Origin of the sequence: Cohnella hashimotonis, assembly GCF_030014955.1 — a bacterium.
GTDB classification, from domain to species: Bacteria; Bacillota; Bacilli; order Paenibacillales; family Paenibacillaceae; genus Cohnella; species Cohnella hashimotonis.
The window spans coordinates 4,805,325-4,821,080 of record NZ_JAGRPV010000001.1 but is presented as its reverse complement, the minus strand read 5'-3'; the positions used below and the strand labels follow the sequence as shown (position 1 = coordinate 4,821,080).

General features: G+C 57.6%; 12 protein-coding genes and 2 pseudogenes. 11 read left to right on the top strand and 3 right to left on the bottom strand.

The annotated features are described in order from the left end of the window. Position 1: 1 nt before the first annotated feature. Positions 2-1,522, bottom strand: coding sequence for an N-acetylmuramoyl-L-alanine amidase (locus KB449_RS19445; RefSeq protein WP_282909947.1), 1,521 nt, complete (start codon positions 1,520-1,522; stop codon positions 2-4). A gap of 268 nt (positions 1,523-1,790) precedes the next feature. Next, positions 1,791-2,720: a transposase gene (locus KB449_RS19440; protein ID WP_282909946.1), complete on the bottom strand. Its 930-nt coding sequence runs from the start codon at positions 2,718-2,720 to the stop codon at positions 1,791-1,793. A gap of 471 nt (positions 2,721-3,191) precedes the next feature. On the opposite strand from KB449_RS19440, the pseudogene KB449_RS19435 reads away from it, so the two are divergent. From KB449_RS19435 to rsgA, 5 genes and pseudogenes are all read left to right on the top strand, one after another. Beyond that, positions 3,192-3,488 (top strand): annotated as a pseudogene (locus tag KB449_RS19435) (beta-galactosidase); the annotation flags it as partial. Continuing rightward, positions 3,485-3,556, top strand: a pseudogene (locus KB449_RS36560) (hypothetical protein); the annotation flags it as partial. The pseudogenes KB449_RS19435 and KB449_RS36560, both read left to right, overlap by 4 nt. A gap of 32 nt (positions 3,557-3,588) precedes the next feature. Next, the gene (locus KB449_RS19430) at positions 3,589-3,882 is read left to right on the top strand and encodes a beta-galactosidase (protein WP_282909945.1); all 294 of its coding nucleotides are present in this window, start codon (positions 3,589-3,591) and stop codon (positions 3,880-3,882) included. Then, the gene (locus KB449_RS19425) at positions 3,830-4,312 is read left to right on the top strand and encodes a type 1 glutamine amidotransferase family protein (RefSeq protein ID WP_282909944.1); all 483 of its coding nucleotides are present in this window, start codon (positions 3,830-3,832) and stop codon (positions 4,310-4,312) included. The genes KB449_RS19430 and KB449_RS19425 overlap by 53 nt, the downstream gene beginning before the upstream one ends. A 422-nt stretch (positions 4,313-4,734) precedes the next feature. Then, positions 4,735-5,859: a ribosome small subunit-dependent GTPase A gene (gene rsgA, locus KB449_RS19420; protein ID WP_282909943.1), complete on the top strand. Its 1,125-nt coding sequence runs from the start codon at positions 4,735-4,737 to the stop codon at positions 5,857-5,859. A 35-nt stretch (positions 5,860-5,894) separates the two neighbouring features. On the opposite strand, the gene KB449_RS19415 is transcribed toward rsgA, so the two are convergent. Further along, the gene (locus KB449_RS19415; protein WP_282909942.1) at positions 5,895-6,764 is read right to left on the bottom strand and encodes an AraC family transcriptional regulator; all 870 of its coding nucleotides are present in this window, start codon (positions 6,762-6,764) and stop codon (positions 5,895-5,897) included. A gap of 125 nt (positions 6,765-6,889) precedes the next feature. On the opposite strand from KB449_RS19415, the gene KB449_RS19410 reads away from it, so the two are divergent. The 6 genes from KB449_RS19410 (at position 6,890) to KB449_RS19385 (ending at position 15,662) form a co-directional block, all read left to right on the top strand. Next, positions 6,890-7,960 carry a Gfo/Idh/MocA family protein gene (locus KB449_RS19410; protein WP_090113970.1) on the top strand — a complete coding sequence of 357 codons (1,071 nt, stop codon included), beginning with the start codon at positions 6,890-6,892 and terminating at the stop codon, positions 7,958-7,960. Between the two features lie 202 nt (positions 7,961-8,162). Further along, positions 8,163-9,125: a sugar phosphate isomerase/epimerase family protein gene (locus KB449_RS19405; RefSeq protein ID WP_090113968.1), complete on the top strand. Its 963-nt coding sequence runs from the start codon at positions 8,163-8,165 to the stop codon at positions 9,123-9,125. Between the two features lie 23 nt (positions 9,126-9,148). After that, the gene (locus tag KB449_RS19400) at positions 9,149-10,282 is read left to right on the top strand and encodes a Gfo/Idh/MocA family protein (RefSeq protein ID WP_282912864.1); all 1,134 of its coding nucleotides are present in this window, start codon (positions 9,149-9,151) and stop codon (positions 10,280-10,282) included. 519 nt (positions 10,283-10,801) lie between these two features. Beyond that, on the top strand, positions 10,802-12,061 hold the full coding sequence (locus KB449_RS19395; RefSeq protein WP_282909941.1) for an FAD-dependent oxidoreductase: 1,260 nt from the start codon (positions 10,802-10,804) through the stop codon (positions 12,059-12,061). A gap of 135 nt (positions 12,062-12,196) precedes the next feature. After that, a complete protein-coding gene (locus KB449_RS19390) occupies positions 12,197-13,813 on the top strand; it encodes a response regulator (protein WP_282909940.1) in 1,617 nt (538 codons plus the stop codon). 37 nt (positions 13,814-13,850) lie between these two features. Beyond that, positions 13,851-15,662 (top strand): cache domain-containing sensor histidine kinase, encoded by a 1,812-nt coding sequence (locus KB449_RS19385; protein WP_282909939.1) that lies wholly within the window; start codon positions 13,851-13,853, stop codon positions 15,660-15,662. Positions 15,663-15,756 lie beyond the last annotated feature (94 nt).

Here is a 15,756-nt window from a genome sequence, read left to right as displayed (position 1 = left end):
GTTACTTGACGCCGAAATACGCCTTTAATCCGTCTACGATTGCCTGGGCGACGCGGTCCTGGAAGCTGACGCTGAAAAGAATCGATTCTTCCGTAGCGTTGGACAGAAACCCGACTTCGAGCAGCGTTGCGGGCATGTCCGTCTCGCGGAGTACCTTGTAGCTGGCGTACTTAACCTTTCGGTCGGTGAAGCCGGTCGCTTGAACCAGGTACTTATGCATGATATTAGCCAGCGTTTTGCCGTTCCCCGTGTAATAGTAAGTTTCGGTGCCTCGGACGGTCGGTTTGCCGGGCGCGATGTTGGCATGGATGGATACGAATGCATCCGCGCCGGCTTTGTTCGCGATCGTCGCACGGTCAGACAGCGGAATAAACGTATCGTCATGGCGGGTCATCACGACCTGGAAGGCGGACTCCTTCTTCAGCAGCTTTTCCACCTTAAGCGCCAGCGACAGATTAAACGATTTTTCCTGCTTCTTGGTGGCGCCGATGCCGCCCGGATCGCCATCGCCGTGGCCTGGGTCTATGACAACGATCTTTTTGCCGTTGTTCGGATTTACCGGTGGCGGCGTCGGCGTCGCCGTCGGCTTAAGGTCGACAACGTATACATTGGACTCAACGTCGGCCTCCTGATATGCGGTATAGGGCTTATCCGTCGCAAGGTCCAGCGTGATAGTGATCGTCTTGGAGACGGTATCGGTTACAGCATATCCGACATGCGTCGCGCTCGAACCGTCAGAAATCTCGAACGCGCCCGATTGCGTTGCCGAATTGTATGACTGCAAAGACGCAAATGCAGGGTCGAACGACGTATCCCGCAACTCCACGACGATACGAGAAGGATTGGTCATCGCATACGTTTTAGGAATAAGACTGCCGCTGAACGAGATAGCCAGCCTGCCGTCGCTCCAGCCGATGCCTTTTATCTGACCGCCCGCTGCAGGAGAAGGCGATGTCGTCGGCGACGTTCCGGGAGTTGCAGTCGGCGTCGGCGTCGGCGTCGGAGAAGGTGATACTGTCGGAGTTGGCGATGGAATCGGCGTTGCAGATGGCGTGGGCGAAGACGGCTGCCAAGGCTCTGAAGTTTGAAGCGATGCCAAGGTCACGATCTTCTTGACATTATCCCAGCCGATGTCGATTCCGGCAGATTCACCGACGAAGCGGAGCGGTACGAGCGTCGTGCCTGAGCGATTGACGGGTGCGGCATTCAGCTTGACATTGGCGTCGCCGACGCTGGCAACGGAGCTGCCGATCGTCAGCTTGATGTCGCCGCTGCCCGACCAGATCTTCACTTGCTTGTCGGCTTGGTTCCAAGTGACGAGCAGTCCCAGATTTTCGGCAATGACGCGAATGGGGACCATGACACTGCCCTTCAGAATTTCGACCTTGTCTTTTTTCTGGAGTGACAGCGCTTGTCCGTCCAGTATGATGGTTGCCCCGGAGGTCTGGGCGCTGGCTTGTCCGGCGAACGAAAAACAGAAGAAAATTGCTGCGAGCAGTACAAAGAAGCCGATCTGTTTCAATTCTCCACCTCATCCATGATATTCTATTACGTTTAGGTAAGACGCCTACTCACGGCAAAAGGTTTCGCAAGATAGCGAAATCGGGTCGAAAGTACGACTTTCTAACACTAAACCTCATGTTGAGGGTCCGGATGAGCGAAATCGTCAGGGGGAGGGGGGGGGGGCATATACTCTCTTTTTCTATTTCATCCCATTATCCCATTGGTTCAGCTTAGTGCGAGTGAAGATACGAGGCGGATGTAGCATTTAAAAGTCAAAACCTGATTGCTCACGCTCCCCACCTGCTCATATGATGACCTTTCCATCGCGATCTGCTGCCAAAATAAATCCAAGGCACGACAAGTACTGGCTTTGGCCGTGTAAGTTCGTCGTATTGGATTGCGCGCGTAACCGAACACCAACGCATCAAGGTGGGTAATATAGGGGCGGTTTGCAACTGCTTGTTCAAGCGAAACGCAAACTCGTCCAAATAAGCTTGCAAATGCTTGGCGCCGATACCATTGAAGGTATCGTTTAGCCAATTGCATACATTTTTAGCAATCGGGAATAAAGCGGCATGCAGCTTGCCATAGCGGTCGCTCGATGGAGCGGCGTGGGGCTCGGCGTGTTTGCGAGCAAAGGCATGATAGCCGGATGACAGGACTCTCCTATTAACCGGGTTGACATGTATCGGCTCCGGCTGATGAAGCACGACGCGTTCAGGCTGCGCTTGCTCGTTTAAGGAAGCGCCGACCAACACCGGCTGCTGGGCATCCTGATAACATGGCGCTCCATAATAAAAAACGTCAAGCCTGAAGTCGGCATCTATAAACTCAGAAGCTTCTGCGGACTGGAGTGCGAATCTAATCTTTTGCGCGATATGCCATGCAGTCTTATACGTGACCTTTAGGATGCCGGATAAGCGAAGCGAGCTGAGGCCGCCCGGCTGCGAGAGAAGGAACATCGCCTGGAACCAACGCGGCAGCGGCGTACGGCTACCTTCCATGATGGTGCCGGAAATGATGGAGGTCTGACGACGGCACGAAGCGCATTGATACAGCGGCAGCCGCCGGGTTCGTATAAGCGAGAAGCTTGTGCATTGGCAGGCGGGACATCGGAATCCTTCGGGCCAGCGAAGCGCAAACAGCGCATGCGCGCATGCCGCATCCGACGAGAACCGTTGGCAAAACTGCTCATAGGTATCTGCTTCGACTGGCATGTACGCCTCCCGGGATCTTTTTTACTATTATAAAGAACATTTGTTCTTATATCAACCGGTTTCGCAATGAAAAAAACAAAAATTTACAGACGCTTTGTTACTGCTGATTCGTTGGGATAGTGGTATAAAGCGAGAAAATGCTGCAACTGAGTTAATGGGATAATGGCATGATGCGCGAAAATGGCGATAGCTGATTCGATGGGATAATGGTAGGAAGCGCTGTAAACGGGCTGGCTGATGCAATGGGATAATGGGATGAGACGGAAAAACAATAGATGATTTTGCGCATGTAAAAATATGGATTCTAACTTGCCAGCAATATTCTGCATCACTTGGCGGGCTAATTCCTCTGATTCCTCCGGTGTCCACTGACGCGCCGCGCGCGGATAATAATAGAAGAAACCGGAGGGAGGGTGCGCGATGTTATATGGCGTTTGTTATTATCCGTAGCATTAGCCGAAGGCGCGTTGGCCGATCGATGCGGCGCTCCTGCAGGCAGCTGGCGTCAATGTCGTGCGCATCGCGGAATTTGCCTGGTCTAAAATGGAGCCGCGTCCCGGCGAATACGATTGGTCGTGGCTGGACGAGATTATCGGCTTGCTGGTAGCGCACGGCATTCAAGCGGTGCTGGGAACGCCTACTGCGACGCCGCCCAAGTGGCTCATGGACCGGCATCCGGACTTGTATATGAGGGACGATCAAGGTCATGCGAGGGGCTTCGGCAACCGCCGTCATTATTGCTACAACCATGCGGATACCGGCGGATGAGCGCCGGCATTGTGGAGCGAATGGCCAAGCGATACGGCGGAAACCCAAGCGTCGTCGCCTGGCAGATCGACAACGAGTTCGGCTGCACGGACACGATTCGTTGCTACTTCGACAATTGCCGCAGGGCGCGTCCTGGGACAATTACCCGAACCTTCATTTCGACGAAAAGGCGGATCCGCTCAATCCGGCGGTTCAACACGATATGACATGGGGGCTGAAGCGACGGCCGTTCTGGGTGATGGAGCAGCAGAGCGGCTCGCCCGGCGGGAACTTTATCTTCGCGATGCCGAAGCCCGGCGAGCTGCGCAGATGGACATACCAGGCCGTTGCGCACGGCGCGGATGCGATTTTGTATTTCCGCCAGCGAACATGTACTTTTACGATCGGCATATAACTACTTTAAATACGTTCACCGGACCGTAAACGGCAGCGTCTACAGCAAGACGTCGACTGTAAGCGTTCTGTTTGAACCGAAAGCACTCGCCGGCAACCGCACGCTGCTGCTGCCGCTGCAAATTTTGCACGACGACGCGCTGGAGGAGGCGTTGATCGCCTTCGTCAAGGGCGGCGGCCACCTGGTGACGAGCTCCGATCTGTTCCGGCGCAACCGCGACAATGTCTACCTTAGCAAGGTGCCGGCGATTTTCCGGGAGACGCTCGGATGGCAGGACAGCCGCTTCATCGACGACGTGCCGGAGCTCGAAGCGTCGCCGAATCCCGTGCTGGCGGAGCGCGCGTACGGTCAGGGGCGGATGACGGTTGTCAAACGGGAGCTAGACCGCGAGGGCTGGGCTTCCCTGGCCAAGGCGGGCGTCCAGGCTTGATTTCCGATTGACATTTCGTAACCGCAATGGCTATAATATGAAACATCTATGAAAAGGAGGCTGATGTAATATGTCCAACGTAGCGCTGATTGTGCTGACGTCCGTCGCGTATGCATCGGTCTCGAACGGAGCCGGCTTGGGAGACTAAGCCTTTTTCGGCCATAACAGCCGGCGCCGCGGAGACCGACAGGTCCCCGCGGTTTTTTGCGTGCGCGGAAACTTCCCGCTTGAGCGGTCTATGGCTGAATGGCTGTATAACCATGACGATTGTCGTCGTGTTGTCGCTTAAAGGGAGGGATTCCGTACGGCCGCAGGGGGACCTGGGGCTTTTTTGCGTTTTCACGATGTATCTATTCGAAAAGTATCTATTCGATAACAAGTACCTATCCGAAAAAACAAACTTTTAAGGGGTTATCCGACGAATGAACGAACAAACAAAAACTGCTTGGCCGGAGATGGAGATTTACGGCTGGAACGAGGAGCGGGACAAGGAATATGCGGCGCTGCCGCCGACGGGCAAAAAGCTTGCGCCGGCGCGTATCGTTGCGCAGTTCAGCCATCAGTACCGCATCGCGACGCCTTGGGGAGATCGGCTCGCCGAGGTGTCCGGCAAATATGCTTTTACGGCGGCGACACCGGGAGATTATCCCGCGGTCGGGGATTGGGTGGCCGCCGAGCTGCCGGTCGGGGACTCGCGCGCGGTCGTTCACGCGCTGCTGCCAAGACGGACGGCGATCGTACGCAGGGCGGCAGGCAGCCGACCGGACGAGCAGATCATCGGCGCCAATATAGATACGGTATTTATCGTCGTCTCGCTGAACGGGGATTGGAATCTGCGCCGCATCGAGCGATATCTGATCGCCGTACGCGATGGGGGGGCGAAGCCGGTGCTGCTGCTGACCAAGGCAGATTTGTGCGAGGAGCCGGAACTTTATGTCAGGGCAGCGAAGACGATCGCGCCGGAGGTGCCGATTTTCCCGGTCAGCGCGCTGCTGGATCAAGGACGGGAGGCGCTGGCTCCGTATTTGACGCCGGGCACGACGGTGGGCGCGACGGGCTCGTCGGGCGTAGGCAAGTCCACGCTGCTCAACTGGTTGGCGGGCGAACGCCGGCAAGCGGTGCAGGGTATTCGCGAGGACGACGCCAGAGGACGTCATACGACGACGCACCGCGAACTTTTCGTGCTGTCGTCCGGCGTCGTATGGCTCGACACGCCGGGCATGCGGGAGCTTCAGCTATGGGAGTCGGAGGACGGCTGGCAGGCGACGTTCTCCGATATCGAAGCGCTGGCGGCTTCGTGCCGGTTCCGCGATTGCAGGCACGAGGGCGAGCAGGGCTGCGCCGTGCAGGATGCGCTGAGCGGCGGCGGGCTCGATCCGGCACGCTACGCGAACTACCGCAAGACCGAGCGGGAGCTCGCGCGTCTTGCGCAGAAAGAGCAGCGCGCGGGCAAACGGCTCGCCAAGGAGGCGGGAGCTCGCGGCGGCAAGTCCGCGCCGGGCGGCGCGAAGCAGAAGCGCATGCGCGTATACGAGGGAGAGGATTAAAAAAACGGCGGGCCGACGAGGCCCGCCTGTTTGCTTTACCTTCCCCAAGCCAGCATCTTGCGCTGGAATTCCTTGGGCGAGCAGTGGTTGAACCGCTTGAACATCTTGTAGAAATGGGCCATGTTCGGCATACCGATGCGGTCGCCGACCTCGCTGACGCTGAGATCGCGGGTGAGCAGCAGCTGCTCGGCGGTTTTGATCTTGCGGAAGTTGACGTATTCGGTGAACGAGATGCCCATCGACTTTTTAAAAAACTTCACGAAATAATAATAGCTCATGTTCGCCAGCCGGCAGGCGTCCTCGACGGTGACGCGTCCGGTAATGCCGGACTCCACGTAATCGAGCACGGGCCTCAGCCGGATCCGTTCGACGCGGTCCTGGCCCGCGAGCAGACCCATTTTGTCGTGGCGGATCATGACGAGCAGTATTTTTTTGATCAGCAGATTGACCGCGAGCTCGTAGCCCGCTTCCTTGCGGCGGGCTTCCTCATAGATCTCCGCGATGCAGGCCGCCGCCTCGCGCCTCGCGCTTGCATTCTCCTTGAACAGATAGTTCATGGCGCTTAAGGGGATCTTGGTCTCGTTAAAATATTGCAGATACGAGATCGTGCTCTGGTCAAAAAAGGCCTGGAGGTCGAACTGCAGCACGAGATACTGCACCTGGGCGTCTCCGTAGCTCCGGTCGCGGTGCAGCTGCGAGCTGCCGAGCACGACGACGTCCCCTTCCCGCATGACATGCGTCTCGCCGTTGACTTCGACGTCGAGACGGCCGCTCTGCACGAGCAGCAGCTCGCATTCCGGGTGGTGATGCCAGCCGTAGAGCAGATCCGTCTGACGCGTCGCCTGCCAAACCTTGATCGAGAGCAACGGATTCTCGTATTCGATTTTCTCCTGTCTTGCCTGCATGCCGGGTGGCCTCCCTGACCAAAATCGCATAACGACCGCGCACCATTGCACATGGGAATCCGGTAGATGAATGATATACTTGAATTGTAGTTCTATCAGCGCGAACATTCAAGGAGGACAACCTTTTGAGTCAAGTGCATGTGGGCATGATCGGCTGCGGAGGCATCGCCTTCGGCAAGCATCTGCCGTCGCTCGCCAAGATTCCCGAAGCTAAAATAACCGCGTTTTTCGACGTATCCCAAGAGCGGGCGCACGACGCCAAGAACAAGTTCGGCACGCCCGACGCGCGCGTCTACGACAACGTACAGGCGCTGCTTCACGATCCGGACGTCCACGTCGTGCACGTGTGCACGCCGAACGATACGCATGCCGAGATCTCGATCGCCGCGATGGAAGCGGGCAAGCACGTGCTCTGCGAAAAGCCGATGGCCAAGACGTCCGCCGACGCCCAGCGCATGCTTGAAGTGTCCGAGCGTACCGGGCGCAAGCTGAGCATCGCCTATCAGAACCGGTATCGTGCCGACAGCCGCTGGCTGTACGCCGCCTGCCGCGGCGGCGAGCTCGGCGAGGTCTATCTCGCCAAGGCGCATGCGATTCGTCGCCGCGCGGTGCCGACGTGGGGCGTATTCCTCGATCTGGAGAAGCAGGGCGGAGGCCCGCTGATCGACATCGGCACACACGCGCTCGATCTGGCGCTGTGGATGATGGACAACTACGAGCCCCGGACCGTGCTCGGGACGACCTACCGCAAGCTGGCCGAGCAAGGCAGCCCGGCCAACGCCTGGGGCAACTGGAATCCGGAGGCGTTCACCGTCGAGGATTCGGCGTTCGCGATGATCACGATGAAAAACGGCGCGACCGTGTGGGTCGAATCGAGCTGGGCGCTCAATACGCTCGACGTGGACGAGGCCAAAGTGACGCTGCACGGCTCCAAGGCCGGCGCGGACATGAAGGGCGGCCTGCGCGTCAACGGCGAGGAGCACGGCCAGCTTTACACGAAGGAGATTCTGCTCGGCAACCAGTTCGATCCGTCGATGCCGAGCGACTCCGCCGAGCGCGAGGCGCGCGCCTGGATCGATGCGATCCTGAACGATCAAGCGCCGGTCGTCACCGCCCGCCAAGGCTACGTGGTGCAGCAGATTCTGGAAGCGATCTACGAATCCGCGAACAAGGGACAAGCGATCTCCTTCGCTTAAGCATTCCTTTTTTACAAGAAGCTCTGCTATTTTAACGTCAAGCGCTGTCGCTTTAGTACCGAGTTCTGCCGCGTCGCCGGAAATCATCTCCGTTTTCTCGCAAAACGGAGATGACTTCCGGCGACCGTTCCTGTAAACTAAGTTTGCTGGATAAACAAAGACAACATGGACCTCTAATTATGAAAGGTTGGGTGAAGCGCTCGTGAAATTGGGAGTATTTCTCGTATTGTTCGGCCAGCAGGACCTCGAAGCCGCGCTGGATACGGCCAAAGCGGCCGGTCTCGAAGCCGTCGAACTCGGCTGCGGCGGTTTTCCCGGCACCGCGCACGTTAACGCGCGGGAAGTGTTGAATGACGAAGCCGCGATCGCGCGCATCAAGAATGCGGTCGATTCCCGCGGCATGACGATCAGCGCGCTGAGCGTGCACGGCAATCCGCTGCACCCCGATGCAAGCGTTGCCAAGTCCGATCATGAAGACTTCGTCGCAACCGTCCAACTGGCGGAAAAACTGGGCGTCGACACCGTCATCACGTTCTCCGGCTGCCCCGGCGAATCGGAGAATTCCAAATATCCTTCCTGGGTTACCTGCCCTTGGCCGCCGGACTTCCTGACCGTGCTCGAGTGGCAATGGAACGAAATCGCGATTCCTTACTGGAAAGAGCAATCCGCGTTCTGCCGCAAGCACGGCGTGCGCGTCGCGATCGAATCCCACCCGGGCTTCCTCGTGTACAATACCGAGACCGCGCTGCGGCTTCGCCGCGAAGCCGGCGACAATATCGGCGTCAACTTCGATCCGTCCCACCTGTTCTGGCAGGGCATGGATCCGATCGAGTGCGTGAAGGCGCTCAGCGATTCGATCTTCCACGTGCACGCCAAAGACACGAAGATCGACGCGCGCAACACCGCGCTCAACGGCGTGCTCGATACGAAGCACTACGGCGACATTCTGAACCGTTCGTTCGTTTTCCGCACGGTCGGCTACGGGCATGACGACGAGTTCTGGAAAAATCTCGTCAGCACGCTGCGACTGGTCGGCTACGACGGCGTCATCAGCATCGAGCACGAGGACGGAATTATGAGCGTTAACGAAGGCTTCACCAAAGCCGCGGGCTTCCTGAACGGCCTTATTCTCAAGGAAAGCGCGGGTGAAATGTGGTGGGCGTAAACAAAAAGACGCTGAACGTCGGCATGGTCGGCTACAAGTTCATGGGCAAAGCCCACAGCCATGCATACAAGGACGTCGGCATGTTTTTCGATCTCGAAGCGCCGGTCGTCATGAAGGCGATCTGCGGACGGGACGAGCAGGGCGTCAAGGAAGCGGCGGACAAGTTCGGCTGGGAGAGCTATGAGACCGACTGGCGCAAGCTGGTTGCGCGCGACGATATCGACTTCATCGACATCAACGCGCCGAGCGACGCGCACAAGGAGATTGCGCTCGCCGCGATCGAAGCGGGCAAGCACGTCTTCTGCGAAAAGCCGCTGGCATTGAACCTGGCCGACGCGCGCGAAATGCTCGCCGCCGCCGACAAAGCGGGCGTCAAGCATGCCATCTGCTTCAACTACCGTTTCCTGCCGGCCGTACAGCTGGCCAAGCAGATCATCGAGAGCGGCAAGCTCGGCGAGATCCACCACTACCGCGCGACCTACCTGCAGGACTGGCTGGTCGATCCGGAAGCGCCGCTCGCATGGCGCCTCAAGAAGGAAGTGGCCGGCTCCGGTACGCACGGCGACCTGAACGCCCACAGCATCGACCTCGCCCGCTTCCTGATCGGCGAGTTCGACCGCGTCGTCGGCCACAGCCGCACGTTCGTGAAGCAGCGCCCGATCCCGTCGTCCACGTCCGGCTTGTCCGGCAAGGGCACGTCCGAGATGGGCGAAGTGACCGTAGACGACGCCACCGGCTTTCTGGCCGACTTCAAAAACGGCGCGATGGGCGTATTTATAGCCACGCGCTTCGCGGCAGGCCGCAAAAACCACAATACGTTCGAAATTCACGGCAGCAAGGGTACCCTGCGCTGGGATCTGGAGCGTCTGAACGAGCTCGAGGTTTACTTCCGCGAAGACGAGCCCGAACTGGCCGGATTCCGCACGATTCTGGCGACCGATCCGTCGCACAAATATGCGGGCAACTGGTGGCCGACCGGTCATATCATCGGCTACGAGCACGGCTTCGTGCACATCGTGTACGAGTTCCTGCAGCATATGGCGACCGGTTCGCCTTTCGCGCCGACCTTCCTCGACGGCGTACGCTGCCAAGAGGTGCTCGAAGCGGTCGATCTGTCGATCGAGCGCGGCGCCTGGGTCGGCATCGAAGAAGTATAATATCGTTCCGGCGACTTCCCGCTCGACGGCCTATACCATCCCTCGGCTCTTTTGGAGCCGGGGGATTGTTTTTTTTGCGGGCCGTTCCATTATCCCTTCGGTTCAGGCTGCGCAGGCGTCTGCGATGGTCATCGATGGTCATCGACGGTCATCAATGGTCATCGATGGTCATCGACGGTCATCAATGGTCATCGATGGTCATCGACGGTCATCAATGGTCATAGACGTTGATCGATGGTGATCGATGGTCATGGACGTTGATCGAAGGTGATCGAAGGTGATCGACGGCCATCAATGGTAATCGATAATCATGGACAGTCGTCGATCGTTACGACAAATAAGCGTATATTATCCGTTTCAAATAAATGGTAGTATCATAATCGAAGGATACCGTTTTTCCCGCTGATCGCTTACGAATCTCAGTAGCATCAGCCCTGAAATAGTAGGATACTCCCTGTAGACTATTACCAAAACATCTGATAATAAAGGATATTACGGGAGCGCAGGGAGGTTATCCGAATGAATCATTATACGTTCGAGAAAAAAGTGGCTGTCTATGAGAAAACGGATATTCTGGTCGTAGGAGGGGGTCCCGCGGGAGTGGCTGCCGCGATCGCGGCGGCCAGGCGCGGAAAAAAAGTGACGCTGCTCGAACAATCCGGACAGCTGGGCGGGATGGGCACCCTGGGAAATGTAAGCGTGTTTATGGGCGTCGGCAACGTGACGGGCATCTACCGCGAGATCGTCTCCGAGGCGCTGCCGCAGCAAGCGGTTCCGGACGATCATAAAGGTTCGATCTGGCCGCAGTACAGCCCGTTCCGTCTCCGGCACTACTTGAACGAGAAGCTGGAAAAGGAAGGCGTCCGGGTGCTGTTCCACGTCAGCTGCGCGGGAACGGTCACCGATAAAGGTCAGGTCAAGGCGGTTGTCGCGAATTCGCGCGAAGGATTGCTGGCGTTTGAAGCGGACGTGTTCATCGACTGTACGGGGGACGGACGTGTGGCGATCGAAGCGGGAGCCGATTACACCTCGGGACGCGAAGCCGACGGGATGACCCAGCCCATGACGCTGATGTTCATGATGCAAAATACCGGCCAGCCGGCCGTACGGCAGCTTCCGGAGGGCTGTTATCATTATGAGCACGTATCCGAATTGCCGCAAGGCAGACTGCTCCATTGGGAGCAAAGCGAGCCGGGCAACCTGCTCGTCAACATGACCCGGGTGAAGGGGAACGGAGCCAAAGTCGAGGATGTCAGCTTTGCGGAAAAGGAATCTTTGCGGCAGGCTTTTTCCGTCGCCGACTTTTTGCAGCGCAACGGGTTCGAGAACTATGTGCTTTCCCATGTGCCGGGGCAAGTCGGCGTCAGGGAGACGAATCAGATTGTCGGTCATTACACGCTGACGGAGGAGGATATCCTCTCCAGCCGGAGATTCGACGATGTGGTGGCGCAAACCAACTACGAGATCGACATTCACAATCCGGACGGCAAGGCAGGCACAGACGAGCGGGAGGTGAAGGGGTACGACATTCCGTATCGCTGCCTGCTTCCGCAAGGCGTCCGAGGCCTGCTCGTAGCGGGACGCTCGATATCGGCCACGCATGTGGCCATGTCGTCAATGCGGGTCCAGGCGACCTGTTATGCGCTCGGTCAGGCGGCCGGCGTCGCAGCATCGATCGCGTCGGAGCAAGGCATCGCGCTGGAGCATGTCGGCGCGGATGATCTCCACGAAGCGTTGGAACAACAAAATGTGGTGTTTTTGAAAAACGCCCGCAAGTGATTCGATCCTATAATTGGTCCGTAATAAGCAGAAACGGGTTCACGCGTCGGAGCAGCAGCGAGGCCCGTTTTTGCATTTTTTCCTCATATCGCTCCATCATGCGCTCCATCATGTTCGGCTAGGGAGGCTGGGTTGATGTATAAGTTGGTCATCATCGACGATGAGCCGGCCGTTAGGGGCGGGCTTGGCAAGTTCGTGAATTGGGGCGACTACGGGATCGCATTGGCCGGCACGGCGGACGACGGCGATACGGGGCTGGCATTGATTGAACGGGTGAGACCCGACATCGTACTGACGGACGTCATGATGCCGACCATGGACGGCATCCGGATGTCGAGGGACGTTCGGGAGCGGTTCCCCAATACGAAAATCGTTTTCATCAGCGGTCACAATGACGCCAATTATTTGCGTTCGGCCTTGCAGATTCATGCTGCCGACTATATATTCAAGCCGGTCAAGCGGACGGAGCTTCAGAAGGTGATCGAAGGGGTCGTGGAGGACCTGCGTGCCAAAGACAAGGAGCGGCAGCTGCTCAAGGACATGCAGGTCAAGCTGAGTCAGAGCATGCCGCTGCTTCGAGAAAAGTTTCTGATGTCTTTGATTCAGGATGGCATCGCCAATACGGACGAACTGCAGGAAAGAGCGTCGTTTCTTAATCTGGCACTGCCGCTCGAGACGCCGTACCTTGCGCTTGCCATTACGATCGACGATTCCGAGGAAGTGTACGGCGGCCGTTCGGAGCGGGACAAGCAGCTGCTGTCATACTCGCTTTTGAACATTGTTCAAGAGCTGATCGACCGGTATTTGCCCGGGTATGCTTTCGAGAACAGAGTGGCCGAGTATGTGGCGCTGCTGGTGCTCGACGACAGGCTGCAGCATCCGGAGGATACGCTGCTCTCCCTCGCAAAGGAGATCCGCGACCATCTGCAGCGCTGGCTGAAGTTGAGCGTGACCATCGGCGTCGGCGAGCGCGCCGAGCATATCGGCTTGCTGCCGGCTTCCTACCTGCATGCCCGCGAGGCGGCGGACCAGAAGTGGTATATGGGCAAAAATCAGGTGATCACGATGGACAGTCTGGAGATCGGATCGGCAGGTCCGATCCGGTTCGATTCCCGTCAGAGCGAGCGGCTGCTGTCCGGCCTGAAGTCGGGAGAGAAGCACCGACTGGAGCTGGAGCTGGACAGCATCTTCGAGGCGCTGGCGCCGACCCGCAAGGAAGGCTTCAAGTACGTCCGGCATGCAGGACTGCAAATGATCGCGCTCGCCGGCAGGCTGCTGCTTGAACTGAACCTGCTTACCCGCGAAATGGAAGAGCAGGAGGCTCGGGCGCTGGATGGGCTGCTGAAGCTGGAGACGAAGGCCGAGCTGAAGCGCTTCGTAAGCGACTACCTATTCGGCATTTGCAGCTGGATTCAGGAGAAGCGGAGCGGACGGTCGAGCAACGTCATCGAGCATACGCAGAAGTTTATAAGCGAAAATTACGCCAAAAATTTATCGATTGCGGATATTGCGGCCAGCGTCTACCTCAGCCAGACGTATGTCAGCCTCTTATTCAAGCAGGAAACCGGGGAGACGATTTACGAATACTTGATGAAGGTCCGTATCGAGAAAGCGAAGGAGCTGCTGCGCGATCCCCGCATCAAGTTCTACGAAGTGTGCGAGCAGGTCGGCTATTCCGACCCGAGCTATTTCGGCAAGCTGTTCAAAAAAATGACCGGGCTTACGCTAAGCGCTTACCGGGATCAGCAATAGAGAGGGACAGGGTTTCATGCTAAAAGGAGTTGAGCCGGTGAGAAGCGTCCTGCGAAAAAGAAGAAGCCGCGCGTTCGAGCTGTGGGAAGGCATCGTGGCGGCCAGAAGGTGGATGCTCGCCTACGGGCTTCTGATTTTTCTGCCGGCCTGCATCATGCTGTTCGTCTATTATGAACAGTCCTCCCGCATTTTGCAGGAGGAGGTGACTCAGACAATGAAGCAGACGCTGAAGCAGGCCGGCATTAACCTGAGCTCGCGGCTCGACTACGTGCAAAATTCATCCAATTCCTTATTCATGAACCATAAGCTGTATGACAGTTTGGACCCCGCTTATCCGATCATCGAGCGCATCAATCAATCGAAGGAGCTGCGCAATCTGCTCGAATCGGCCCAGACGGCGCCCGACATCGTCAGGGCGCGTATTTTTACCGATCCGGAAAATCTGTACGGCTTCGATTTATTGAATCTTTTTCCGCTGGAAGATTTAAAAGATAATCCTTGGCGCGAAGAAGTCCTGAACGCGGGAGGCAGCGTCGTCTGGACGGGCATTTATGAGGAAAACTATCTGGACGCGGGGCCGGCGCGGATTCTTTCCTGTGTGCGGATGCTGAGACATCCGCGGAATTTCGATCGGACGCTTGGCGTGCTGATGCTCGACGTGCCCGAGAAGGCGGTCGCCGACATTATTGCCGAGCTGGATTTTCCGGCGCACAGCCGCGTCTATATCATGGATCGCAGCGGAACGATCATATACAGCGCGGAGCACGCCTTGATCGGCACAAGGTCTGCGCTCGCGGGCGCGTCCGATGAAGGCATCCTCGAGCGGTCCGTCGGCGGCGTCGACTTGTTCGAGCTGCTCGTGCCGATCAGAACCGCGGACTGGCGGCTCGTGCTGGAGGTGCCCAAGACCGGCCTGACGCACCGTACGACCGCGCTTAGCCAGTGGTCCGGCATCGCGACGATCGCCGGCATGACCGTCATGTTCCTGATTCTCGTGTTCGTGCTGCTGGCATTCGTGATCAACGGAATGAACCGGCGCATCAAGTCGGTCGTCAAGACGATCCGCACGGAAGGCGTCGAAGGGCTGGAAGAGCCGCGTACGGTCACGGGAGGCGACTTTTATCTGCTGGAGCGGGTCGTCGATCACCTCGTGCATCGGGTCAAGGATCTGATGGAGGAAGCCTATCGATCGAAAATGCTGGAGCGGGAAGCCGAGCTTCGCGCGCTGCAGGCGCAGATCAATCCGCACTTCCTCTACAACACGCTGGATACGATCAACTGGCTTGCCATTTCCCGCGATGCCGATGATATCAGCCATATGATCGAAAGTCTGTCCGACTATTTCCGTCTCAGCCTGAACAAAGGAAAGGATCATGTCTGCGTGGCGGACGAGCTGGAGCTTGCAAGCGTCTATCTGGAAATCCAGCAAAATCGGTTTCCTTCCACGTTCGAATTCGCGATTGAAACGGAGCCCGAGGCAAGCGCATGTCTGATCCCGAAGCTGACGCTGCAGCCGATCGTCGAAAATGCGCTCCTGCACGGCATCCGCAAAAACAAGGGAAAAACCGGGACGATCCGCATTTGCGCGCAGCTGAACGGCGACGAGCTCGAGATTGCCGTCTCGGATGACGGCATTGGCATGGAGGAGCGGCTGGCCGCCAGTCTATTGTCCGAATCGCGTCCCTCCGAGCGCTCCGAAGGAGGCGGCAGCTCGTACGGGCTTTACAACGTGAACGAGCGGATCAAGCTGATGGCCGGCTATGAATACGGACTAGCGGTCCGTTCCCGTCCGGGCGAAGGTACGGTCGTGACCATTCGTCTGAAGGCGGCGGTGGAGCGGCTAACATAGTAGGATACGACGTGAAAGTGTCGGATTGCCATCTACATGACGCATCCTCCTGCAGCTACAATGAAGCCATAAGTGCAGGAGGTGCTACCATGAT